Source organism: Arthrobacter sp. MDT2-16 (assembly GCF_054510925.1).
On record NZ_JBTNDP010000001.1, the window covers coordinates 279,104 to 299,616 of the forward strand.

Sequence of the window (20,513 nt, forward strand, 5' to 3'; positions counted from 1 at the left end):
AGGTACCGGCGCCGGCTACGTTCAGGCCCTCGACCGCCGGCCGGTGCTGCGTGCCGCCTCCAGCGGCCGGCGCTTGAGGGCCGGCAGCTCGAACAGCAGATTGACGGAGGCGTGCTCCCTCGTCGAGTACACCCACGCCAGGCCCAGCGGCACGCCGACGCCGACCACCAGCAGCACCGGCACGAGCCAGGTACCGGCGATCCCGAGGGCGTCGGCGAGGGCGAGGGTGAGCATGATCGGGCCGAGGTGCGCCACGTAGAAGACGAGCGAGTAGCGCCCCACGAACTCGAGGACCGCCGTCGCACGGTGCGTGCCGAGCCGAGGGAAGACCCAGCACACGACGCCGAGTGCCCCCACCACGCCCCAGGCGAACTCGCCCCGGTACAGCACCTCCCGGCCGGCCACGTTGAGGGCTCCCACGGTGACCGCGGACGCCGCCGCCAGCGCCAGTACCCAGGGCCTCCCGATGAACCGCTCCACGAGCTGCGCGTGCCCGGCACACCACGCCCCGAAGAAGAAGAACGCCGCGAGGAAGGCCAGGGTCTCGGGCCTGCCGCCGTCGGGCAGCAGGAAGGACAGCAGAAGGCCCACACCGGCGGGGACCAGCGGTGGAACGCGCCGCAGCGGGTAGGCGACCGCATAGAACACGAGGATGAACCACAGGTACCAGAGGTAGGTCGGCGAGAGGTAGAAGATCTGCGCGATCCCCTCGGGGCCGAAGTCGCCGCTCGCCGCGAGCAGGATCACCGACCAGAGGACGTACGGCCATGCGACCATCGAGACCTTGCCGGCGAAGTACGTCCGCCCGGACTTGGCGAGCGACTGCGGCAGCAGGAACCCCGAGAGGAACATGAGCACGGGCATGCGGAAGGGTTCCAGGAACAGGTTGACCTGGTCCAGCCCGGGAGTGGGTCCGACGGCGACGCGGAGGGCCTCCCCCGCGTGGAGCACGACGACGAGCAGGATGGCGACGCCGCGCAGGCTGTCGAGCCATCCGACCCGTGTACTCCCCGAAACGACGATCACGACCTCCCAGCCATCCTGTCCACTGTAAGCAGGCTTACCGACATTTCGTTGAGCGCCCCCGTGCGGATGGGCCGGAGGTCGCGTAGTTGACGGCAGCGCCGACAGTCCCCGCACCGTCGACGCGGCTCGATCCGTTCGCCGTGCCCGTCCGACGGTCATGTGAGCCGGCCTTCGCCTACTCCTCGGTGTGGACGCACCTGCTCGAGCGGCCTCCGGGGCACGCGGCCGTCCGTCGTCGCGACACCGGAGCGGCACACCTGTTCCTGCGGTAGCGCCTACCTGTCACGCCGAGGCTCGTCCTCACCGGCTGACGGACCCGCCTGCGCCACTGGAGGTGCCGTCGTGGGCAGGGCATCCCGCCACCTCCTGCAGTACCCGGTACCGGAGCATCGACGGCAGAAGGCGCGTGCCGGTGAGGAGGCGGCGTCCGATGCCTTCCCTCCAGCGGGCCGAGCCGGGAATACGAACGGCCGGCACCTCCCCTGATTCCCAGTGGAAGTACCGGCCGTTCCTTGCTGTGGCAGATGAGGGATTCGAACCCCCGTAGGCGTTGCCAGCTGATTTACAGTCAGCCCCCTTTGGCCGCTCGGGTAATCTGCCGAACGTCTTCACAGGAAGACCGCCCGCAGCAAGCGCGGGCAAGACAACTTTACCCACAAACCGCCCCGGACACGAATCGGGCCACGGGTCACAGGCCTGCGGCCACCCGGCGCTCGATCTGCGCATAGAAGCCGTCCGCCTGTTCCGGGGTGACCATCCGCAGCAGGACAGCCTGATCGAGGTCCGCCCGGACGCCCGCGAGCCGCTCCTCCGCCGACGTCGTGGAGCTCGTGACGGCGATGGGCGAGGTGACCGTCACGGCCGCCGCCGAGTCGAGCCCGAGGATGATGTCGCCCGCCTCGTAGTCGGCCGTGTCCGCGCCCGTGGCCACCACCCGCGGTGGCACGGCGAGCGCCGGGGCGGCCGTGAACCCCGTCAGGGACGCCGCGCCGGCGGCGGCGAGGAACGACCCCGCCACGGCCTTCCGGAGTCGGACCTGATAGCGGCGGCGTGGCATCTCGGACATGGAGCTCCTTCGAGGGCGGTGGCGTGATTCCCACCGTGCCACCCGAGTGTGTGCGCGTCCCCGGCGCTCCCTGAGCGCCGGCTGTGAACAGCCCGCGCCGCCGCAGAGGCGTTACGGATAGTCTTGATGGCAAGAAACCCAACCACCCCTAGGAGGCATCGTGGCGAGCGAATCCACGTTCGACGTCGTAAGCAAAGTGGACAAGCAGGAGGTCGCCAATGCGCTGAACCAGGCGCAGAAGGAGATCGCGCAGCGGTACGACTTCAAGGGCGTCGGTGCCGAGGTGGACTTCAGCGGCGAGAAGATCCTCATGAAGGCGAACTCGGAGGAGCGCGTGATGGCCGTGCTCGACGTCCTGCAGTCCAAGATGATCAAGCGCGGCATCTCGCTGAAGTCGCTGGACACCGGCGAGCCCTACCCCTCGGGCAAGGAATTCCGCCTCGAGACCTCCATCAAGGAGGGGATCGCGCAGGACATCGCGAAGAAGATCAACAAGCTCATCCGCGACGAGGGGCCCAAGGGCGTTAAGTCGCAGATCCAGGGCGATGAGCTGCGCGTCAGCTCGAAGTCCCGCGACGACCTCCAGGAGACGATGGCGCTGCTCCGGAACTTCGACGAGGCGGACCTCCAGTTCGTGAACATGCGCTGACCCGTTCGGAGACACCCGGACATGACGACGGCGACCCCACCTGTGCGAGGTGGGGCCGCCGTCGTCGTCGGGGTGCTCAGCCGGTCGGGCGTCCGGCCATGCCCTCGAGGCGCGCGATGCGCTGGTCCATCGGCGGGTGGGTCGCGAAGAGGCGGTTCATGCCGCCTCCCTTAAACGGGTTCGCGATCATGAGGTGCGAGGTGTTCACGAGGCGCTGGTCCTGCGGCAGCGGTGCACGCTGCGTGCCGCTCGCGAGCTTGCGGAGGGCGGAGGCGAGTGCCAGGGGGTCGTCCGTGAGGATCGCGCCGTCCTCGTCGGCGTCGAACTCGCGGGTGCGGCCGATCGCGGTCTGGATGAGGCCCGCGGCCAGCGGTGCGAGGAAGGCGAGCAGCAGTGCTGCGATGGGGTTGCCGCCCTGGCCCCGGTTGCCGCCCATCATGCCCGTGAAGGCGAACATCTGCGCCACCGAGGTGATGACGCCGGCCACGGCGGCGGCGATGGACCCGGTGAGGATGTCGCGGTTGTAGACGTGCATGAGCTCGTGCCCGAGGACGCCGCGCAGCTCGCGCTCGTCGAGCAGCTCGAGGATGCCCTGCGTGCAGCAGACCGCCGAGTTCTCGGGGTTGCGGCCCGTCGCGAAGGCGTTCGGAGCCATCGTCGGGGAGATGTAGAGCCGGGGCATGGGTTTGCCGGCCCGCGTGCTGAGCTCCCTCACGATCCGGTACATGGCCGGCGCCTGCTGCTCCGTCACCTCGACGGCGCGCATGCTGCGGATCGCGATCTTGTCGCTGTTCCAGTAGCTGTAGGCGATCGACCCGACGCCGAGCAGGGCGAAGACCCAGATGAACATCGAGCTGCCGGTGGCCCCCGCGATGATGGCGCCGAACACGAGGAAGATGCCCATGAGGGCGCCGAACAACAACGCCGTCTTGGCACCGTTGAAATGGTTGTGCACTGAGATCTCCTTGCTGGTGGAGGCCGTGCGGCCCGTCAGTACAACGGAGGGTCGCAGGTGCCTGTTCCCTTCATCGTACGGGGACAGGTAAGAGCCCTGGCGGGCGCGCAGGCTCAGGGCTCGGGCGTGCGGGAGTCGTACTGCAGGAAGCGTGGCTGCCGGCGGGCGACGACGAGAACCAGGACGGCACAGGCGATCCCTCCGACGACGGCGGTCCACCCCTCCCCCAGCCAGGAGGCCTGGCCACCGGCCACCATGTCGCCCAGCCGCGGACCACCGGCGACGACGACGATGAACACGCCCTGCAGCCGTCCGCGCATGGCGTCCGGGGTGGCGGACTGCAGGATGGTGTTCCGGAACACGCTGCTGATGGAGTCCGCGATGCCCGCCAGGACGAGGCAGGCCGCGGCGGGCAGCACCCAGACCGAGAGCTCGCCCTCGCCGGGTGCCGGCAGGGAGGACGAGCCGGCCATCACGACGACGAGCCCGAAACCGGCCACCGACGCACCCCAGCCCACGATCGACCAGATCACGGCCTGGCCGTGCTTGTGGATGCGGCCCAGCGGGCCGGAGAACAGCCCGGCCAGTACCGACCCGAAGGCCGCGGAGGCCAGCAGGATGCCGACGGTCAGCTCACCTCCGCCGATGAGCACCGCGCCGACCGCGGGAAGCAGGGCCCGCGGCTGGGCCAGGACCATGGCGACGAGGTCCACGATGAAGGTCATGCGGATGTTCGGCCGCGTGCCGAGGAAGCGGAAGCCCTCGAGCACCGTCGCGAGGCCCGCCCGTCGGGTGGGTCCCTCGGGTGGCAGGGCCGGCAGGCGGTAGACGGCCCACAGCGCGAAGGTGAAGGTGACCACGTCGATCGTGTAGGTCCAGGCGTAGCCCACCTGTGCCACGAGCACTCCCGCGAGCAGCGGACCCACGGTGAATGCGAGGCCGAACGTGATCATGCTCAGGGCATTGGCCGCGGGCAGCAGTTCCGGCCGGACGAGCCGCGGGATGATCGAGCTCCTCGTGGGCTGGTTGATGCCGGCCGCGCCCGACTGGATGGCGACGAGGATGTAGAGCAGCCAGACGCTGTCCACGCCGATCCATGCCTGCGCCGCGATGGCCATGGTGGTGGCCCACAGTGCGAATCCCGAGTAGAGCGCGACCGTTCGGCGGTCCTGGGCGTCGGCGATCGCCCCGCCGTACAGGCCCGCGACCACGAGGGGCACGAGGGCGAAGAGGCTGAGCAGGCCCACGCTGAACGTGGACTGCGTGAGGGAGTAGATCTGCAGGCTGACGGCCACGATCGTGAGCTGCGTCCCGATGGCCGAGAGCGCCGTGCCGATGTACAGCCTCCGGAAGGCGGGGGACTCCTTCAGCGGGGTGATGTCGGCGAGGAGTCGTGGCACGGCACGAGTCTAGCCCCGGAGTGATTCGCCCTGGCAACGAGTCGGGGTACCCGGGGGGCCAGCCCGCCGTCGGGAGGCGCACGCCCATGAGCGGCCGCAGGGACAGCCCCGCGGGTCAGGCTCCTTCGACGGCGTCGCGCTCCCCCGCAGCGATCGCGCGGTCGATCTCCTGCAGCACGCGCTTGTCCGCGATCGGCCGGAAGTGACCCATGGTCTCGAGCTGCACGTTGCGGGCGCCCTGCACGAAGCTGCCACCCGGGATGTGCGGATCGAACCGGCCGTAGATGGACGTGATGTGCTCGTTCAGCTCGAGGTGCCCCAGCAGGGACTGCAGGGTCCGGTTCTGCGGCGAGAACGCACGGATGCTCGGCAGGAAGAAGAAGTTCGCGTAGACGGACCCGGAGAAGGGCGTGTTCACGGCCACGAGGCGGCTGATCCGCGGCGAGACACTGGACATGGTCATGAGGAACTTGCCGATCAGGCCGCCCTTGCTGTGCGCGACGACGACGACGTCGGTCAGCTCGTGCTCCTCGAGGTAGCCGGCGGCGAGCTGCGCCATCGCGGCCACGGTGCCGCGGTTGTAGCCGAGCTTCCGCACGACGTGGACCGGGTGCCCGGCCCGGTACAGGTGGTCGGCGACCGGCCGCATGAACTGCCAGGTCTCGTAGATCCCGGGGATCAGGAGCACGGGCACCTTGCCTTCGGGCGCCCCCGGGGCGGGGGTCAGGTATCGCGCAGGGTCCACCCTGAACAGGAAGCCGTGCACCTGCCAGAAGCCGACGTACGCATAGTCCAGCACCCAGGCCCGGGCGCGTCTGAAGAGATCCACCCTGTCCACGGTACCGACCGCATGCGCGGCGTGGGGCGCAAGTTAGCAGCGCCTTGTTATGAGTTCCTCACAACTACTGATTGACTGAAGCAATGATGCACACCGCCGCGACACCCGAGGCCCGGGAGGCCCGCTGGACCGCCGCCCTGCATGCCGCCGACCGCCGCGTGACGCGCCAGCGGCTCGCCGTCCTCGCCGCCGTCGAGCGGTTGCCGCACGCCACGGCCGACGACGCCGCGAGCGCCGTCCGCGCCGACCTGCCGCACATCACCGTGCAGTCCGTCTACGTGATCCTGGCCGACCTCACCGACATCGGCCTGCTGCGCCGCATCGAGACGCCCCACTCCCCCGCCCGGTACGAGACGCGCGTGGGCGACAACCACCACCACGCCGTCTGCACCGGGTGCGGCCGGATCGAGGACGTGGACTGCGCCGTCGGGCACGCACCCTGCTTGACCCCTGAGTGGGCGCCCGGCGCCTCCCGCATGACCATCCGGATCGCGGAGGTCCTGTATCAGGGCCTCTGCGACGACTGCCGTCCGGCAGCCCCCATCCACCAACCATCCGAACCCCAGGAATAGGAGCAGCATGTCCGCCAACTTCAGCACCACGCAGTCCGGCGCCCCCGTCGTCGATGACAGCAACTCGTCGGCCCTCGGCCCCGACGGCGCCATCCCGCTGACCGATCACTACCTCATCGAGAAGCTCGCGCAGTTCAACCGCGAGCGCGTCCCCGAGCGTGTGGTCCACGCCAAGGGCGGCGGAGCGTTCGGTGTCTTCGAGACCACCGAGGACGTCAGCATGTACACGCGCGCCGCGCTCTTCCAGAAGGGCACGACGACGGAGACCCTCCTCCGCTTCTCCTCCGTGGCGGGCGAGCAGGGCTCCCCCGACACATGGCGCGACCCCCGCGGCTTCGCGCTCAAGTTCTACACCTCCGAGGGCAACTACGATCTCGTGGGCAACAACACCCCGGTGTTCTTCATCCGCGACGGCATCAAGTTCCCGGACTTCATCCACTCGCAGAAGCGCCTGCCCGGCACCAACCTGCGCGACGCCGACATGCAGTGGGACTTCTGGACCCTCAGCCCCGAGTCGGCCCACCAGGTGACCTGGCTCATGGGTGACCGCGGCCTGCCGAACTCGTGGCGCACCATGAACGGCTACGGCTCGCACACCTATATGTGGATCAACGAGTCCGACGAGAAGTTCTGGGTGAAGTACCACTTCAAGTCGAACCAGGGCCACGAGGTGCTGACGGTCGACGAGGCCGAGTCGCTCGCGGGCTCGGACGCCGACCACCACCTGCGCGACCTCTCGGAGAACATCGCCAGGGGCAACCACCCGAGCTGGGACCTGAAGGTCCAGATCATGCCCTACGACGACGCCAAGACGTACCGGTTCAACCCGTTCGACCTCACGAAGGTGTGGCCGCAGGGTGACTACCCGCTGATCCCCGTCGGCCGGCTCACGCTGAACCGCAACCCGGAGAACTACTTCGCGCAGATCGAGCAGGCCACGTTCGCGCCGTCGAACTTCGTGCCGGGCATCGCCGCCAGCCCCGACCGCATGCTGCAGGCACGCATCTTCTCCTACGCGGACGCACACCGCTACCGCGTGGGCACCAACCATGCACAGCTGCCCGTGAACATGCCGAAGAACGAGGTGCGCAACTACTCGAAGGACGGCGCGGCGCGCTACCACTTCAACGCGGCGTCCACACCCGTGTACGCCCCGAACTCCGCCGGCGGCCCCGCCGCGGATCCCGCCCGGTACGGTGCGCACGGCGGCTGGGAGAACGACGGCGACCTCGTCCGCGCGGCCCATTCGCTGCATGCCGAGGACGACGACTTCGGCCAGGCCGGGACGCTGTACCGCGAGGTGTTCGACGACGCGCAGCGTGCACGCTTCCTCGAGACCATCACGGGCGCCGTCGGCGGTGTGCAGAGCGACGAGATCCGCGCGCGGGCCATCCAGTACTGGGCGAACGTCGATGCCGAGCTCGGCGCGAAGCTGGCCGCGAACCTCGGCCGCGGCATCGCGCCCGCCACGGAGTCCGAGGCCGCGCTCTACTAGAGCGGCCCGGGTCACCGGTGCACACGGGAAGGGCGGACCCGCGGGTCCGCCCTTCCTGTGTCCGGCGGCGGGATCAGTCGCGCTCGACGGCGATCCAGAGCGCGCCCCTGCCGGCCTCGCCGTCGTCGGACGTCTCCGTGACGGCGAGGATCTCGGGGGCCGGCACCACGCGGTACGGGTTGGACGGGAACCACTCTCCGAGGGCGTCGGCCCAGGCCTGCTGCAGCGCAGCGTGGAACCCGGATTCCGCCTCGATCTCGAACACCACCCAGGTGTGTCCGGGGACCTCGACCACGTCGAGGTCCCCGGGCAGGTCCGCCGCCGGCCGGCGGGTCGCGACCCCGGACAGGTAGTGGAACTCGCTGCCGTCGGCCCGGTCCTCGGTGAAGTCGCTCGACGCCGAGAACGGCCCGGCGGGTTCTGGCATGTCGCCGAGCCCCGCGAGCCGGTCGGCGAGCGACGGCGGCAGTGCCCGGTGGAAGGCGATCATGGCCGGGTTGGGGCCTCGGTACACCAGGGGGATCCTCGTCCCGGCGCCGACGAGGCGGAACGGGTCGAGTGTGGTGACGCGGTGGCGCATGAGTGTGCTCCCTTCGATGGGGTGGAACCGCAGGCGGGGCTGCGAGCGGAGAGTGGCTCCGGGCTGCCGTGCCTGCTCCGGGGTCAGCCCGTGCACCGCGGTGAACGCGCGCCGGAAGCCGTCCACGGATCCGTAGGCGTAGCGCAGGGCCACCTCCTCGAGCGGCAGGCCGCCGAGCACGTCGGCCGCCGCTACGCTCATCCGGCGGCGACGGATGTACTCCGATACCGGCATGCCCGCGAGCACGGAGAACACCCGGCGGAAGTGGTACTCCGAGGTAAGCGTGAGCCGTGCGAGTTCGACGACGTCGACCTGCTGGGTCAGTTGCTCGTCGATGAGGGCGATGGCCTCGTTCCAGCGGGTGAGCATCCTGCCCCTTCCTGTTCTCCGGATGTCCCCAGCGTAGGAGGCCCCGGCCGGTTCCCGCCCGACGATCCGTGCCCGATCCGTCCGACGACCGTCACGGTCCCTGCCCTCGGTTGGGGAACGGTGCCCGGCAGTGCGAGACTGCACACGGGAGCGCCGACACGGGTGGGCGCTGATCAAGGGGGCGCCACCGTGGATGACTTCACACTCCTGCACGACGCAGGGATCCTGGAGGTCCTCTGGCGGCCGGGCATCAGCATCGGTCCGGCGGAGCTCGACGTCCTCGCGAACACGATCACGCACGTCCCGCGCTGGCATTGGGCGCCGATGCTCGTCCACCTCGACCTCATCCGGCACATCACGCCGCCCGCGCGGCAGATGCTCGTCGCCTACCGCCACCTGGGACCCATCGCGCTGACCGGGAGCGATCCGGTGGACCGGGTCCTCGCGGCCTTCATCGCCCAGTCCCGCAGCCGGACCCGCTACTTCCCCGATACCGGGGACGCCCGGATCTGGCTCTTCTCCGTGGGTATGTCGGCAGGACTCCAGCCCGCGCCCTCGTGAGGTCAGGGCCTGGTGATGAAGCCGTTGTCCACCATGAAGTCGAAGGCGACGTCGGCGGGCTCCTCGCCCTCGACGTCGACCTGCAGGTTCATGCGGCGCAGCGCCTCGTCCGTGAGGACCGGCGCGATCGAGCCCATCACCTCCTGGAGTTCCGGGAACTCCTCGAGCGTCTCCCCGAAGTACACGGGGGCGGCGTTGTAGGCGGGGAAGAACCCGCGATCGTCCTCGAGGAGGGTCAGCCCCAGGGCATCGATGCGTCCATCGGTCGCGAAGACCTCGCCGAAGTTGCACGCCCCGGTGTCGGTGGCCCCGTAGATGGCCCCGGTGTCGTAGATGCCGATGTTGGCGTCGGGCACGCCCGTCGGCGCGCCGCGTTCGAGCCCGTAATGCTCCAGCATGGGCGTCATGCCGTCGGCGCGTGAATTGAACTCCGCCTCCACGCAGAACGTCCTCTGCTCGGGCGGCAGCTGCGCCAGTCCCGACATGGTGGTGATGCCGCCGAGCTCCGGGATCGCCTCGGTCCGCACGGCCATGGCGTACGTGTTGTTCAGCGGCGCCGGTTCGCCCCAGACGAGGCCGTTGGGTACGTCGGCGTCGCGCACCGCCGTCCACTGCTCCCGCTGGTCCGGGATACCCGCTTCCTTCCCCAGGAACGCGAGCCACGCCGTGCCGGTGTACTCCCACGTCAGGTCGGCCTCGCCCGAGAGGACGAGGTCGCGGGCAGGCTGCGACCCCGGCGCGTTGGTCAGATCGGTGACCTCGAAGCCGGCGGCCTGGGCGGCCAGGACGGAGATCTTCCCGAGGATCAGCTGCTCCGAGAAGTTCTTGGAGGTCACGGTGAGCGGGGCGCCGCCCACGCCGTCGATCGGCTGGATGGAGCCAGGGCCGGCGTCCGGCACGTAGGACGTGGCGGGTTGCAGGCCGCACCCGGCCAGGAGAAGACCGGCGGCGGCAGCGCCGACCAGGGCGGCCGCGCGGCGCGGACGGCATCCGGTGCGGACGGGCCTCACGCGAGCCCCTTGGGCCGGGCCAGGAGTTCGACCACGCGGCCCACCCAGTCCACGAGCAGGGCCAGGAGCGCGACGATCACGGCGCCCGCGATGAGGACGCGGGACAGGTTGAGGTTCACCCCGGTGGTGATGAGGATGCCCAGCCCACCGCCGTTGATGAACGTCGAGAGGGCCGCGGTTCCGACGAGCAGGACCAGCGCGGTGCGGATCCCGGCGAGCATGATGGGCACCGCCAGCGGGAGCTCCACGCGCAGGAGGACCGCTGCGGCGCTCATGCCCATCCCCCGTCCGGCCTCGACGAGACGGGGATCGACCTGGCCGATCCCCACCATGGTGTTCCGGAGGACCGGCAGGAGCGCGTAGACCACGAGTGCCACCACGGCCGTGCGGAAGCCGAAGCCGAGCCAGGCGGCGAGCAGGACGACGAGCCCGATCGCGGGCGCCGACTGCCCGAGGTTCACGACGGCGAGCACGGGCCCAGCGACCCGCCGGAACGGCCGGCGGGTGAGGAGGATGCCGAGCGGCACGGCGACCACCAGTACGATCGCCGCAGCCAGCAGTGTCAGCGCCAGGTGCTCGCCCGTGTAGACGAGCAGTGAGGCGGGGTTGAGGGTGATCTGCTCCGTGGCCGTCAGCTCGGCCGAGAGGAGCCAGACGGCCAGCACGAGGCCGGCCAGGATGATGCCTGCGAGTTGCCGGAGCAGCGGGAGCCAGCTGCGATCGCGACTGACGAGCGTATCGGCCGTTCCGCCGGGCAGGGGATCAGTGCCGGCCGACGCCGTCGGGCCCTGTGCCGTGCCGGCAGCGACGACGCCCGGCCGCTCACTCACCGCCGGCACCCCTGTCCGCGGACCGCAGGGGCGCCGTCCCGTCGTGCGGTCCGTCGAGCGCGGTGAGCGCTCCGGTGTTGATACCGACGGGCTTGCCCTCGGCGTGGGAGGTCCGCGCCCGGGCATGGGCCTGGCTCATGGCCACCATGATCGTCTCGACATCCACGACGCCGCGGAAGCTGTCCCGCCCGCCGGTGACGAGCGCCGCCCCGACACTCGAGACGAGCATGATGTCCAGGGCGTCGTTCAGGGTGGCGCGCTCGCCGACCACGGGCAGGCGCGGATCCCTGGTGCTGCCGATGCGCTCGAGCCGCGCGAGCTGACGTCGCGACAGCCACTGCAGCGGCCGGTTGCGGCCGTCGATGATGACGGCGTGGTCGTGGCCCTGCTGGTCGAGGCGCGAGAGGACGTCGGAGCTGAGGTCGCCCGGCGACGCGGTGACGGCGGATTGCAGCTCGACCTCGTTGACGCGCGTCAGGGTCAGTTGCTTCAGGCCGGCGCCGGCGCCGATGAAGTTCTCGACGAACTCGTTGGCCGGTTCGGCGAGGATGCGTTCGGGGGTGTCGTACTGCACCAGCTGCGCACCCTCGGTGAAGATGGCGATCCAGTCCCCGAGCTTGACGGCCTCGTCGAAGTCATGGGTGACGCAGACGATCGTCTTCTGCAGTTCCTTCTGGATGCTGATGAGCTCATCCTGGAGACGCACCCGGGTGATGGGGTCCACGGCACCGAAGGGCTCGTCCATGAGCAGCACGGGCGGGTCCGCCGCGAGCGCACGGGCCACGCCGACGCGCTGCTGCTGCCCGCCGGAGAGCTCCCGGGGGAACCTGTCGCGGTACTGGGCCGGATCGAGGGAGACGAGTTCCAGGAGTTCGTCCACGCGGGCCGCGACGCGGTCCTTGCTCCAGCCGAGCATCTTCGGGACGATCGCGATGTTGGTCGCGACGGTCATGTGGGGGAACAGGCCGCCGGCCTGGATGACGTACCCGATCCGTCGCCGCAGGTCGTCGCCGTTGATCTCGGTGACGTCGTCGCCGTCGAGCACGATGCGGCCCTCGGTGGGCTCGATCAGGCGGTTGATCATCTTCAGGGTGGTGGTCTTGCCGCAGCCCGAGGGACCCACCAGCATGACGATCTTGCCGGCCGGGATCTCCATCGTGAGGCCGTCCACCGCAGCCTTCGCCTGGCCGGGATACCGCTTGCTGACCTGATCGAGCAGGATGCTCGCCCCGGTGATGACGGATGCCGGATCGGTGGATGCCGTGGCGGGGATGTTGTCAGACACGGATACCTCGCGGGATCGTGAGCCGGCCGAGGCCGACGAGGAGGAGATCGAGCACCACGGCAAGGATGATGACCGCGATGATGCCGGTGGCCACCGACTCGAGGGCGTTGGCGCCGCCGAGCCGTGCGAGCCCCGTGAAGATGAACCCGCCGAGGCCCGGCCCGAGGGCGTACGCGGTGATCGCGGCGATGCCCATGACCATCTGCGCCGAGACGCGCACCCCGGCCAGGATGACGGGCCAGGCCATGGGGAGCTCGACGCGGCGGAAGGTCTGGAAGCGGCTCAGGCCGACGCCGCGCGCCGACTCGATCACCGCGCCGTCGATGCCGGTCAGGCCGACGACGGCGTTGCGCAGGATCGGCAGCACGGCGAAGAACACCACCACGATCACGGCCGGTGCCACACCGAAGCCGAACAGCGGGATCAGGAGTCCCACGAGGGCGAAGCCGGGGATGGTCAGGCCGGTCGCGGAGACGCTGTTCGCGACGGCGGTGAGTGCAGGGCTGCGATAGACGAGCGCGGCGATCACGACCGCCAGGACGGTGGCAAGGATGAGGCTCTGCACCACGAGGGAGAAGTGCTGCCAGCTGGCGAAGAGGATCTGGCCGAACCTGCTGCTCACGTACTCGATCACCGTGCACCCCCCTTGTCGCGGCCGTACCGAATGCCCTGCCACACTCCGGATCGGACCTGACAGGCCGGACCGTAAGCACACTGATGATCCAACGGTACCGGACGGCGGAGACGAATGGGGGACGAAGTCGTCTCGCCTCCCGGGCACGACGACCACGCGCCGACGGAGTCGGGCACGGGCCGCACGACGCATCGACGTCCGTAACACAGCGCCTTCCGAGCCTTCACTCCGCCGCGTTTCTGTGCTTTCCTTCACATCCACCGGGCCCCCGCCGATCCGCCCGATCCGCCGGTGATAGCTTGCGGCCATGGACACACGAGCACCCCGCGCGGACCCGGACGTCGACGACGGCATCGTCCGGCACTCGGTCCTGGAGGACGTCCTAGGGATGGTCACGGGTACGTTCACGGTGTCCCTCGGCCTGTTCCTGCTCAAGGCCAGCGGCGCAGTCACCGGTGGGACGGCGGGCCTCGCCCTGCTCCTGAGCTACATGGGCGGGCTGCCCTTCGGTCTGCTGTTCTTCGCCGTCAACATCCCGTTCTTCGCCCTGGCGGTGTGGAAGAAGGGGTGGGACTTCACGCTGCGCACCATGGCCGCGGTCGCGCTCGTCGCGGGACTGTCCGACCTCCACCCGATCGCCCTCGGCACCCTGACCCTCGATCCGCTCTACGCGGCCCTCGGCGGGAACCTGCTGGCCGGCGTCGGGCTCCTCATCCTCTTCCGCCACAAGGCGAGCCTCGGGGGCTTCAATATCCTGGCCCTGATCCTGCAGGAGCGGCTCGGCTGGCGTGCGGGCTACATCCAGATGGCACTCGACACCACCGTGGTCCTCGCCGCCCTCTCCGTCGTGGCGCCCGCGAGCGTCCTGCTGTCCGCCGTCGGTGCCGTGGTGCTGAACCTCGTGGTGGCCCTGAACCACCGGCCCGGCCGCTACCTCGGCGCGTAGCGCACGCTCGAAGGGGCTGCTGTTCCTGCCGTGGAGTCACTAGACTCACGAAAGGAATGGGGGAAGGTATGGAGGCACCACAGGCACGGTTCTCCCTGCGGCATGAGAAGTCCCTCCTCCAGGTGCACTGGGCGCCGTCGCTCGTGCTCCACGACTCCGACGGCGAACTGCTGACGGCGCAGATCGTCCGCGCCGTGCCCGGGCGCCGCGTCCACCTCCTGATGTTCCTCAACGGCATGACGGCACTGAGCCAGGACGCACTGTCCTACTTCGCGCGGCGCGCGCCGCTGTCCGCCGTCGCGCTCGTGGGACCGTCGGTCCTGGACCAGCCGCTGGTCGAGCTGTACCTGGAGGTCTACCGGCCCCCGTTCCCGGTGGGCTATTTCGACCACGGGGCAGCGGCACGTGCGTGGCTCGCGTGCCAGCCGCCCCTCGAGGCCCGGGCCCAGCGGCACTGAGGTCCTCGTGCTGCCGCGCCGTGCATGGGATACCCGAAGCGGCCGGCGTGGACCGGAGCATCACCTGGGCGACCGGAGGAATCCGTGGAGGAATCGATGGCGGGACCGCGTGTCCGGGCTGCGACGTACGTGCTGCGGGGGCAGGGTGCCGCGCGCGAGGTCCTGGTGTTCGACCACGTCCACCATCCCGAGGCCGGGACGCAGGTACCCGGGGGCGGGGTGGACCCCGGCGAGACGCTCGACGCCGCCGCCCGGCGCGAGGTGCTCGAGGAGACCGGCCTCGTCCTCGCCGGACCCCTGACCGCGGTCGGCGTCGTGCAGTCGACGGCGAACATCGGCCCCGGTTCCATCACCGTGTTCTTCGCGTCGGAGACGGACGAACCCCGGGCCTCCTGGGAGCACCGGGTCACCGGCGGCACGGGCGGGACCCCGGAGCCCGGCGCTGACACCGGGCTCCTGTTCCGCTGCTACTTCGTGCCGCTGTCCCTGGCCGCGGGTGCCGGGGACAACCACCACTTCAGCCGCGTGCACCTGCTGGGATGATGCCGGTCCACGCTAGACGGGGACGGCGGCCTTCTCCTCCTCGTCGCGCCCGTCGCGCCCGCCGTGACCGGCGCCGTCCCCGGTCCCCCCGCCCTCGCCGCGGAGGAGCTTGGCCCCTTCGACGTCGACGTCTGGCAGGATCCGCTCCAGCCAGGCAGGCAGCCACCAGGCACGCCTGCCCAGCAGGTACATGGCCGCCGGGACCAGCGTCATGCGCACCACGAAGGCATCGAGCAGCACGCCGAACGCGAGCCCGAAACCGATCGGCCGCACCATGGCCAGGTGCGAGAACACGAAGCCGGCGAACACGGAGACCATGATGATCGCCGCGGCCGTGACCACCCGCGCACCATGGCTGAAACCGATCCGGACCGCAGCCTTCGGGTCGTCGCCGTGGACGTACGCCTCCCGCATGCCGGAGACCAGGAACATCTGGTAGTCCATGGCCAGGCCGAACAGCACACCGATCAGGATGATCGGCAGGAAACTCAGGATGGGCCCGGGATTGGTCACCCCGAAGATCCCGCCCAGCCAGCCCCACTGGTAGATCGCGACCGTCGCGCCGAAGCTGGCCAGCAGCGACAGCAGAAACCCTGCCGTCGCGATGACGGGCACCAGGATGGAGCGGAAGACCAGCAGGAGCAGGATCAGGGACAGCCCGACCACGATCCCGAGATACAGCGGCAGCGCCTCCATGAGCTTGGCGGAGACGTCGATGTTCGCCGCTGTCTGCCCGGTCACGGCGATCGGGACGCCCGTCTGCTCCTCGATCTCACCCGTCGCGGCGCGGAGGTCCCGGACGAGGTTCTCCGTGGTCTCGCTCGCCGGGCCCTCCTCCGGGATGACCTGGAAGATGGCCGTGCGGCCGTCCTCGCTCACGGTCGCGGGCACCGAGGCGGCGACGTCCGGCACCTCGCGCAGGAGGTCGTTGACGTCCAGCCGCAGCGCGGTGAGCTCGGCCTCGTCGGAGGTCTCGGGCAGGGATCCGACGACGATCAGCGGCCCGTTGGTGCCGGCGCCGAACTTCTCACCGATGGCACTGTAGGCCTGGAACGCCGTCGAGTCGGCCGGCTCGGTGCCGCCGTCGGGCAGGCCCACGCGCAGTTGCGCCGCGGGTATGGCGATGACCCCGAGCAGGACCACGCCGGCAAGGACCGTCAGCACGGGCTTCCGGGTGACGAGGCCACCCCAGCCGGCGCCGGCCGCCGCGCGGGCGTCGGCCAGGGACGCGCCCGTCTCCGTGTCGATGGGAGCGGCGGCCGAGTGCTTGGGGCCGTGGGCCTTCGCCCAGCGGCGCTTCGAGATGATGCGGGGCCCCATGAGGGCGAGCAGGGCGGGCGTGAGGGTCAGTGCCACGAGCACGGACACCGCGACGGTACCGGCCGCGGACAGGCCCATGACGGTCAGGAACGGCAGCCCGGGCACCGCCAGTGCCGCCAGCGCCACGATCACCGTGATGCCGGCGAAGAGGACGGCGTTGCCCGCGGTGCCGGTGGCCCGGGCGATCGACTCCTGCATCCCCATGCCGCGGAGCAGTTGGGTGCGGTGCCGGTTCACGATGAACAGCGAGTAGTCGATGCCCACGGCGAGGCCGAGCATCAGGGCGAGGACCGGCGAGATGCTGTTCATCTCGATCAGGCCGGACAGCGCGAAGGTGAGGCCCACGCCCACGCCGACGCCGATGATCGCCATGAGCAGCGGCAGCCCGGCAGCGACGAGGGTGCCGAGCATGAGGATGAGCACGATGGCGGCGACGGCCAGGCCGATCGCCTCGGTGGCGCCGACGATGCCGGAGACGTCCTCGACGATCTCCTTGCTGTAGTCGACCGTCACGCCGGAGGACTCGGCACCCGCGGCCTCCTCCTGCACGGCCTCGCGCAGTTCCGGCGACACCCCGTTGATCTGCTGCTCGAACTGGACGCTGGCCACCGCGGTGGTGCCGTCCTCGGACACCAGGCGTACACCGGAGCCGGCATCGAGCTGCCGCTCGGCGAGGTCGAGTTCGGTGCTGCCGGATTCGAACTGCTCACGCCCTGCCTCGAGCTGGGTCCTGCTGGCATCGAGCTGCGCCTGGCCCTGCGCGAGCTGCTGCTCCGTGGCCGCGGCCTGTGCCGGCGGGAGCTGCGAGCGGGCCTGCTCGAACTGCGCGCGCTGGGCGTCGAGCTGCGCCTGGCCCTGCTCGAGCTGCGCCTCGCCGGCGGTCAGCTGCTGCTCGCTCGCTGCGAGCTGGTCGCGGCCCGCTTCCAGCTCGGAGGTGCCGGACGCCACCTGGTCCGCGACGGCGAAGGGATCGACGACGCCGCGCACGCCGTCAAGCTCGGCGATCGCTGCGAGCGCTGACTCGACGCCCTCGCGCTGGTCCGCCGAGAAGGCGGCGCCGTCCTCGGTGGTGAAGACCACCGTGCCCGTCCCGCCGACGGCTTCCGGCAGTTCCTGCCGCAGCCGGTCGGAGATGCGCTGGGACTCGGTGCCCGGGATGGTGAAGTTGTTCGTCAGCGTGCCGGAGAACGCCACGGCGGCAGCGCCCACGGCGAACATGATCGCAAGCCACGCGGAGACCACCCACCAGCGCCGTCGAAACGCGAACGAGCCGAGACGGTAGAGCAGAAAAGCCATCGAAGAGTCCTAGCGGGAAGGGGTGGAGGGGTTCAGGCTGCAGGCGCGACAGGGCTGTCGGAGAATCCGTCGCGCAGCATGGTCAGGGCCGAGAGGATCCGCCCCTCGAGCTGCTGCCCCGAGTCCCCGGCGTACTCGGGCGTGTTCGCGGCCCAGTCGCGCATGGCCGCCTTGGTGCAGGACAGCACACTGCCGACCAGCGCCGTGAGGTACAGGCTGGAGGCGCCCGCACCGAGGCGCGCGCGCAGCCCGTCGGCGATCCGGGTCTCGGCACGCTCCCACGAGTGCAGCTGCGCGCGCAGGAGGTCCGGGTTGGTGCTGGCCATGCGGAAGAGCTCGCCGTGCTGGGACAGCCCTTCCATGCGCGTGGTCTCGGTGAACGCACGGATGATGGAGTCGAACAGGGGTTCGTCCTCCGGCATCCGACCGAAGACCTCGAGGGCGAGGTCGAGGAAGCCGTCCGTGCGCACGGTCAGGGCGTCCTCGGCGCTGTGGAAGTAGTTGAAGAACGTGCGGCGGGAGACGCCGGCCCGTTCGGCGATCTGGTCCACGGTGAACGACCCCGGCCCCACGGACAGGGCGAGGTCGAAGGCCGCGTCCACGATGGCGCGCCGCGTGTCGATCTTGTTCTGCTCGCGGCGGCCCAGCGGCTCGGCGTTGTCGGTCGTTTCCAGCACGGTCCCAGCCTAGGCAGAATCTTGCACACCGTGCAACAAAGCGTCGGTCCATGCCCCCTCCCCATGCGCCGCCGGTGCGGCGTACTCTTGCCGGGCACGCTCCCCTCTCCGAAAGGCGACCCCATGAAGACCATCACCCTCGGCTCCGGCCTCGACGTCTCACGACTCGGGCTCGGCTGCATGGGCATGTCGGCGTTCTACACGGGCAGCGGCACGGACGACGCCGGTTCGATCGCCACCCTCCACCGGGCCCTCGACCTCGGCGTCACCTTCTTCGACACCGCGGAGATCTACGGCCCCTACACCAATGAGGAACTGCTCAGCCGGGCGTTCAGGGGCAGGCGCGACGACGTCGTGCTGGCGACGAAGTTCGGCACCATCCGCCACACCGCGGACGACGCCCGGGGCCTCGACGGAAGCCCGGAGAACGTGCGCCTCTCCCTCGAGGGCTCGCTGCGGCGGCTGGGGACCGACTACGTCGACCTCTACTACCAGCACCGCATGGACCCGTCCGTACCCGTCGAGGACACCATGGGCGCCCTGGCCGAGCTCGTGCAGGAGGGCAAGATCCGGCACATCGGCCTGTCCGAGGCGGCGCCCGCCACGATCCGCAGGGCACATGCCGTGCACCCGGTCACGGCGTTGCAGACCGAGTACTCGCTGTGGAGCCGGGACCCGGAGCGCGAACTCCTCCCCCTCGTGCGCGAACTCGGCATCGGCTTCGTGCCCTACTCACCGCTCGGCCGCGGCTTCCTCACCGGGACCATCCGCTCGGTCGACCAGCTCGACGAGTCCGACTTCCGCCGCAACAACCCCCGCTTCGCGGGCGAGAACCTGCAGGCCAACATCCGCATCGTGGAGCAGGTGGACGACGTCGCCCGGCACCTGGACGCCACCCCGGGCCAGGTGGCCCTCGCATGGCTCCTGGCTCAGGGCCCGGACATCGCCCCGATCCCGGGCACCAAGCAGGTGCGCTACCTCGAGGAGAACGTGGCCGCGGACGCGCTCGAACTCTCGGAGGAGCACCTCGCACAGCTCGCCGCCGTCGCCGCCCCCGTGGGTGACCGCTACGAGGACATGTCCGGAGTCGACCGCTAGCGGAGCGGCACGGGCGCCGCGACCGCTGTCCTCCCGCTCCTCCGGTAGTGCCGTCCGTGGCGGTTCCTCGCGGAGCCGCTCGTTACGGCGGTCCGCGACCCGCCCAGGCTGCAGCAGAACGGGATCACCGGGTGGGGTGTCGTCCTGTCAGTCCTTGCTCCGCCGCCGCATCGGGAAGCTGCCCGTGGTCGCCAATTCGTCGGCGACCACCAGGAGCTTCAGGTTCATCCTGGTGGACACCTGCACCAGCATGATGAAGGCCTGACTGGCCGTGATGCCGTACCGCTCCATGAGGATGCCCTTGGCCTGACCGATCAGGTCCCGGGTCGCCACGGCATCCTTGAACTGGTGGAGCTTCTGCGCATCGGCGAAGGCGACGGCGGCGTGGCTCGCGATCAGCCAGCCCACGTAGTCGGACTCCTCGGTGAACGCATGGGCGGAGCGCCCCACCAGGTTCAGCGCCCCGAGGTTGTCCCCCTCGACGAAGAGCTGGAAGCACAGCATGCTGCCGGCGCCGGCCGCCGCGGCTCCTGCCGAGAACCTGGGCCATCGACTCTCGGCGCGCATGTCCGGCACGGAGACCGTCTGTTCGTCGTAGACCGCGCTCATGCACGGGCCTTCCCTCGTGCGCTCCTGGAGCTGGTCGAGGGTCCGTGCGAGCTCTCCCGAGGGCGCCCGGGACTGGACCCTGTGGCGTCCAGCCACCAGGGTGATCGAAGCCTCGTCGGCGCCCGGCACCAGGGTGACCGCGGTGCGCACCAGCTGCTCGAGGACAGCGTCCTCGGAGGTCTCCCGCTGCAGGGATCGGGCGAGGTCGCTCAGTCGGCCCGCGATGTCGTCCTGCGGTATGACCCAGTTGTCGTCGTGCAGGTCGTGCCCGTCCTCCATGGCCATGACGGCCCTCC

The 20,513-nt window shown here is 70.1% G+C and carries 22 protein-coding genes and 1 tRNA gene; 9 read left to right on the plus strand and 14 right to left on the minus strand.

Annotated features, from left to right (window positions below; all coding sequences use genetic code 11):
* Positions 1–21: 21 nt before the first annotated feature.
* Positions 22–1,026, minus strand: coding sequence for an acyltransferase family protein (locus ACX80N_RS01385; protein ID WP_459337990.1), 1,005 nt, complete (start codon positions 1,024–1,026; stop codon positions 22–24).
* An 86-nt stretch (positions 1,027–1,112) separates the two neighbouring features.
* Between ACX80N_RS01385 and ACX80N_RS01390 the strand changes: the two genes are divergently transcribed.
* Positions 1,113–1,298 (plus strand): hypothetical protein, encoded by a 186-nt coding sequence (locus ACX80N_RS01390; RefSeq protein WP_459337991.1) that lies wholly within the window; start codon positions 1,113–1,115, stop codon positions 1,296–1,298.
* A gap of 246 nt (positions 1,299–1,544) precedes the next feature.
* Here the strand turns inward: ACX80N_RS01390 and ACX80N_RS01395 are convergent.
* Both ACX80N_RS01395 and ACX80N_RS01400 read right to left on the minus strand, forming a co-directional pair.
* Positions 1,545–1,626, minus strand: a tRNA-Tyr gene (locus tag ACX80N_RS01395).
* 88 nt (positions 1,627–1,714) lie between these two features.
* Positions 1,715–2,092, minus strand: a complete 378-nt coding sequence (locus ACX80N_RS01400) for a hypothetical protein (protein WP_459337992.1) — start codon at positions 2,090–2,092, stop codon at positions 1,715–1,717.
* A 160-nt stretch (positions 2,093–2,252) separates the two neighbouring features.
* Between ACX80N_RS01400 and ACX80N_RS01405 the strand changes: the two genes are divergently transcribed.
* Positions 2,253–2,741: a YajQ family cyclic di-GMP-binding protein gene (locus ACX80N_RS01405; protein ID WP_105033023.1), complete on the plus strand. Its 489-nt coding sequence runs from the start codon at positions 2,253–2,255 to the stop codon at positions 2,739–2,741.
* 76 nt (positions 2,742–2,817) lie between these two features.
* Here ACX80N_RS01405 and htpX read toward each other — a convergent pair whose 3' ends face one another.
* The 3 genes from htpX to ACX80N_RS01420 form a co-directional block, all read right to left on the minus strand.
* A complete protein-coding gene (htpX, locus tag ACX80N_RS01410; RefSeq protein WP_459337993.1) occupies positions 2,818–3,696 on the minus strand; it encodes a zinc metalloprotease HtpX in 879 nt (292 codons plus the stop codon).
* A 113-nt stretch (positions 3,697–3,809) separates the two neighbouring features.
* A complete protein-coding gene (locus ACX80N_RS01415; protein WP_459337994.1) occupies positions 3,810–5,096 on the minus strand; it encodes an MFS transporter in 1,287 nt (428 codons plus the stop codon).
* Positions 5,097–5,211: 115 nt separating this feature from the next.
* The gene (locus tag ACX80N_RS01420) at positions 5,212–5,925 is read right to left on the minus strand and encodes an esterase/lipase family protein (RefSeq protein WP_105033026.1); all 714 of its coding nucleotides are present in this window, start codon (positions 5,923–5,925) and stop codon (positions 5,212–5,214) included.
* 92 nt (positions 5,926–6,017) lie between these two features.
* Here ACX80N_RS01420 and ACX80N_RS01425 point away from each other — a divergent pair, with 92 nt between their 5' ends.
* Together ACX80N_RS01425 and ACX80N_RS01430 are read left to right on the plus strand one after the other, a co-directional pair.
* The gene (locus ACX80N_RS01425; RefSeq protein WP_459337995.1) at positions 6,018–6,506 is read left to right on the plus strand and encodes a Fur family transcriptional regulator; all 489 of its coding nucleotides are present in this window, start codon (positions 6,018–6,020) and stop codon (positions 6,504–6,506) included.
* A 7-nt stretch (positions 6,507–6,513) separates the two neighbouring features.
* Positions 6,514–8,001 (plus strand): catalase, encoded by a 1,488-nt coding sequence (locus tag ACX80N_RS01430; RefSeq protein WP_459337996.1) that lies wholly within the window; start codon positions 6,514–6,516, stop codon positions 7,999–8,001.
* Positions 8,002–8,074: 73 nt separating this feature from the next.
* On the opposite strand, the gene ACX80N_RS01435 is transcribed toward ACX80N_RS01430, so the two are convergent.
* Positions 8,075–8,950: an AraC family transcriptional regulator gene (locus tag ACX80N_RS01435; protein WP_459337997.1), complete on the minus strand. Its 876-nt coding sequence runs from the start codon at positions 8,948–8,950 to the stop codon at positions 8,075–8,077.
* Between the two features lie 189 nt (positions 8,951–9,139).
* Here ACX80N_RS01435 and ACX80N_RS01440 point away from each other — a divergent pair, with 189 nt between their 5' ends.
* A complete protein-coding gene (locus ACX80N_RS01440; RefSeq protein ID WP_459337998.1) occupies positions 9,140–9,511 on the plus strand; it encodes a hypothetical protein in 372 nt (123 codons plus the stop codon).
* A gap of 2 nt (positions 9,512–9,513) precedes the next feature.
* On the opposite strand, the gene ACX80N_RS01445 is transcribed toward ACX80N_RS01440, so the two are convergent.
* From ACX80N_RS01445 to ACX80N_RS01460, 4 genes are all read right to left on the minus strand, one after another.
* A complete protein-coding gene (locus ACX80N_RS01445; RefSeq protein ID WP_459337999.1) occupies positions 9,514–10,521 on the minus strand; it encodes a glycine betaine ABC transporter substrate-binding protein in 1,008 nt (335 codons plus the stop codon).
* Positions 10,518–11,204, minus strand: coding sequence for an ABC transporter permease (locus ACX80N_RS01450; protein WP_459338458.1), 687 nt, complete (start codon positions 11,202–11,204; stop codon positions 10,518–10,520). The genes ACX80N_RS01445 and ACX80N_RS01450 overlap by 4 nt, the downstream gene beginning before the upstream one ends.
* 139 nt (positions 11,205–11,343) lie before the next feature.
* The gene (locus tag ACX80N_RS01455) at positions 11,344–12,636 is read right to left on the minus strand and encodes an ATP-binding cassette domain-containing protein (protein ID WP_459338000.1); all 1,293 of its coding nucleotides are present in this window, start codon (positions 12,634–12,636) and stop codon (positions 11,344–11,346) included.
* Positions 12,629–13,270 (minus strand): ABC transporter permease, encoded by a 642-nt coding sequence (locus tag ACX80N_RS01460; protein WP_105033034.1) that lies wholly within the window; start codon positions 13,268–13,270, stop codon positions 12,629–12,631. The genes ACX80N_RS01455 and ACX80N_RS01460 overlap by 8 nt, the downstream gene beginning before the upstream one ends.
* Positions 13,271–13,577: 307 nt before the next feature.
* Between ACX80N_RS01460 and ACX80N_RS01465 the strand changes: the two genes are divergently transcribed.
* From ACX80N_RS01465 to ACX80N_RS01475, 3 genes are all read left to right on the plus strand, one after another.
* Entirely contained in the window at positions 13,578–14,216 is a 639-nt protein-coding gene (locus ACX80N_RS01465) for a YitT family protein (RefSeq protein ID WP_459338001.1), read from the plus strand.
* 68 nt (positions 14,217–14,284) lie between these two features.
* Entirely contained in the window at positions 14,285–14,674 is a 390-nt protein-coding gene (locus ACX80N_RS01470) for a DUF7793 family protein (protein ID WP_105033036.1), read from the plus strand.
* 96 nt (positions 14,675–14,770) lie between these two features.
* Positions 14,771–15,217: an NUDIX domain-containing protein gene (locus tag ACX80N_RS01475; protein ID WP_459338002.1), complete on the plus strand. Its 447-nt coding sequence runs from the start codon at positions 14,771–14,773 to the stop codon at positions 15,215–15,217.
* A 12-nt stretch (positions 15,218–15,229) separates the two neighbouring features.
* Here ACX80N_RS01475 and ACX80N_RS01480 read toward each other — a convergent pair whose 3' ends face one another.
* Together ACX80N_RS01480 and ACX80N_RS01485 are read right to left on the minus strand one after the other, a co-directional pair.
* Entirely contained in the window at positions 15,230–17,833 is a 2,604-nt protein-coding gene (locus ACX80N_RS01480; protein ID WP_459338003.1) for an MMPL family transporter, read from the minus strand.
* 32 nt (positions 17,834–17,865) lie between these two features.
* Entirely contained in the window at positions 17,866–18,510 is a 645-nt protein-coding gene (locus tag ACX80N_RS01485) for a TetR/AcrR family transcriptional regulator (protein WP_459338004.1), read from the minus strand.
* Between the two features lie 123 nt (positions 18,511–18,633).
* On the opposite strand from ACX80N_RS01485, the gene ACX80N_RS01490 reads away from it, so the two are divergent.
* Positions 18,634–19,608, plus strand: a complete 975-nt coding sequence (locus ACX80N_RS01490; protein WP_459338005.1) for an aldo/keto reductase — start codon at positions 18,634–18,636, stop codon at positions 19,606–19,608.
* 147 nt (positions 19,609–19,755) lie between these two features.
* On the opposite strand, the gene ACX80N_RS01495 is transcribed toward ACX80N_RS01490, so the two are convergent.
* The gene (locus ACX80N_RS01495) at positions 19,756–20,502 is read right to left on the minus strand and encodes a GAF and ANTAR domain-containing protein (protein ID WP_240615242.1); all 747 of its coding nucleotides are present in this window, start codon (positions 20,500–20,502) and stop codon (positions 19,756–19,758) included.
* Positions 20,503–20,513: the final 11 nt, after the last annotated feature.

What these genes read in the sequence shown, in the direction of transcription:
- ACX80N_RS01400 (WP_459337992.1), bottom strand. Translation starts at nt 2,092, where the DNA reads ATGTCCGAGATGCCACGCCGCCGCTATCAGGTCCGACTCCGGAAGGCC.
- ACX80N_RS01425 (WP_459337995.1), top strand. Translation starts at nt 6,018, where the DNA reads ATGATGCACACCGCCGCGACACCCGAGGCCCGGGAGGCCCGCTGGACC.
- ACX80N_RS01430 (WP_459337996.1), top strand. Translation starts at nt 6,514, where the DNA reads ATGTCCGCCAACTTCAGCACCACGCAGTCCGGCGCCCCCGTCGTCGAT.
- ACX80N_RS01435 (WP_459337997.1), bottom strand. Translation starts at nt 8,950, where the DNA reads ATGCTCACCCGCTGGAACGAGGCCATCGCCCTCATCGACGAGCAACTG.
- ACX80N_RS01465 (WP_459338001.1), top strand. Translation starts at nt 13,578, where the DNA reads ATGGACACACGAGCACCCCGCGCGGACCCGGACGTCGACGACGGCATC.
- ACX80N_RS01470 (WP_105033036.1), top strand. Translation starts at nt 14,285, where the DNA reads ATGGAGGCACCACAGGCACGGTTCTCCCTGCGGCATGAGAAGTCCCTC.
- ACX80N_RS01475 (WP_459338002.1), top strand. Translation starts at nt 14,771, where the DNA reads ATGGCGGGACCGCGTGTCCGGGCTGCGACGTACGTGCTGCGGGGGCAG.
- ACX80N_RS01480 (WP_459338003.1), bottom strand. Translation starts at nt 17,833, where the DNA reads ATGGCTTTTCTGCTCTACCGTCTCGGCTCGTTCGCGTTTCGACGGCGC.
- ACX80N_RS01490 (WP_459338005.1), top strand. Translation starts at nt 18,634, where the DNA reads ATGAAGACCATCACCCTCGGCTCCGGCCTCGACGTCTCACGACTCGGG.
- ACX80N_RS01495 (WP_240615242.1), bottom strand. Translation starts at nt 20,502, where the DNA reads ATGGCCATGGAGGACGGGCACGACCTGCACGACGACAACTGGGTCATA.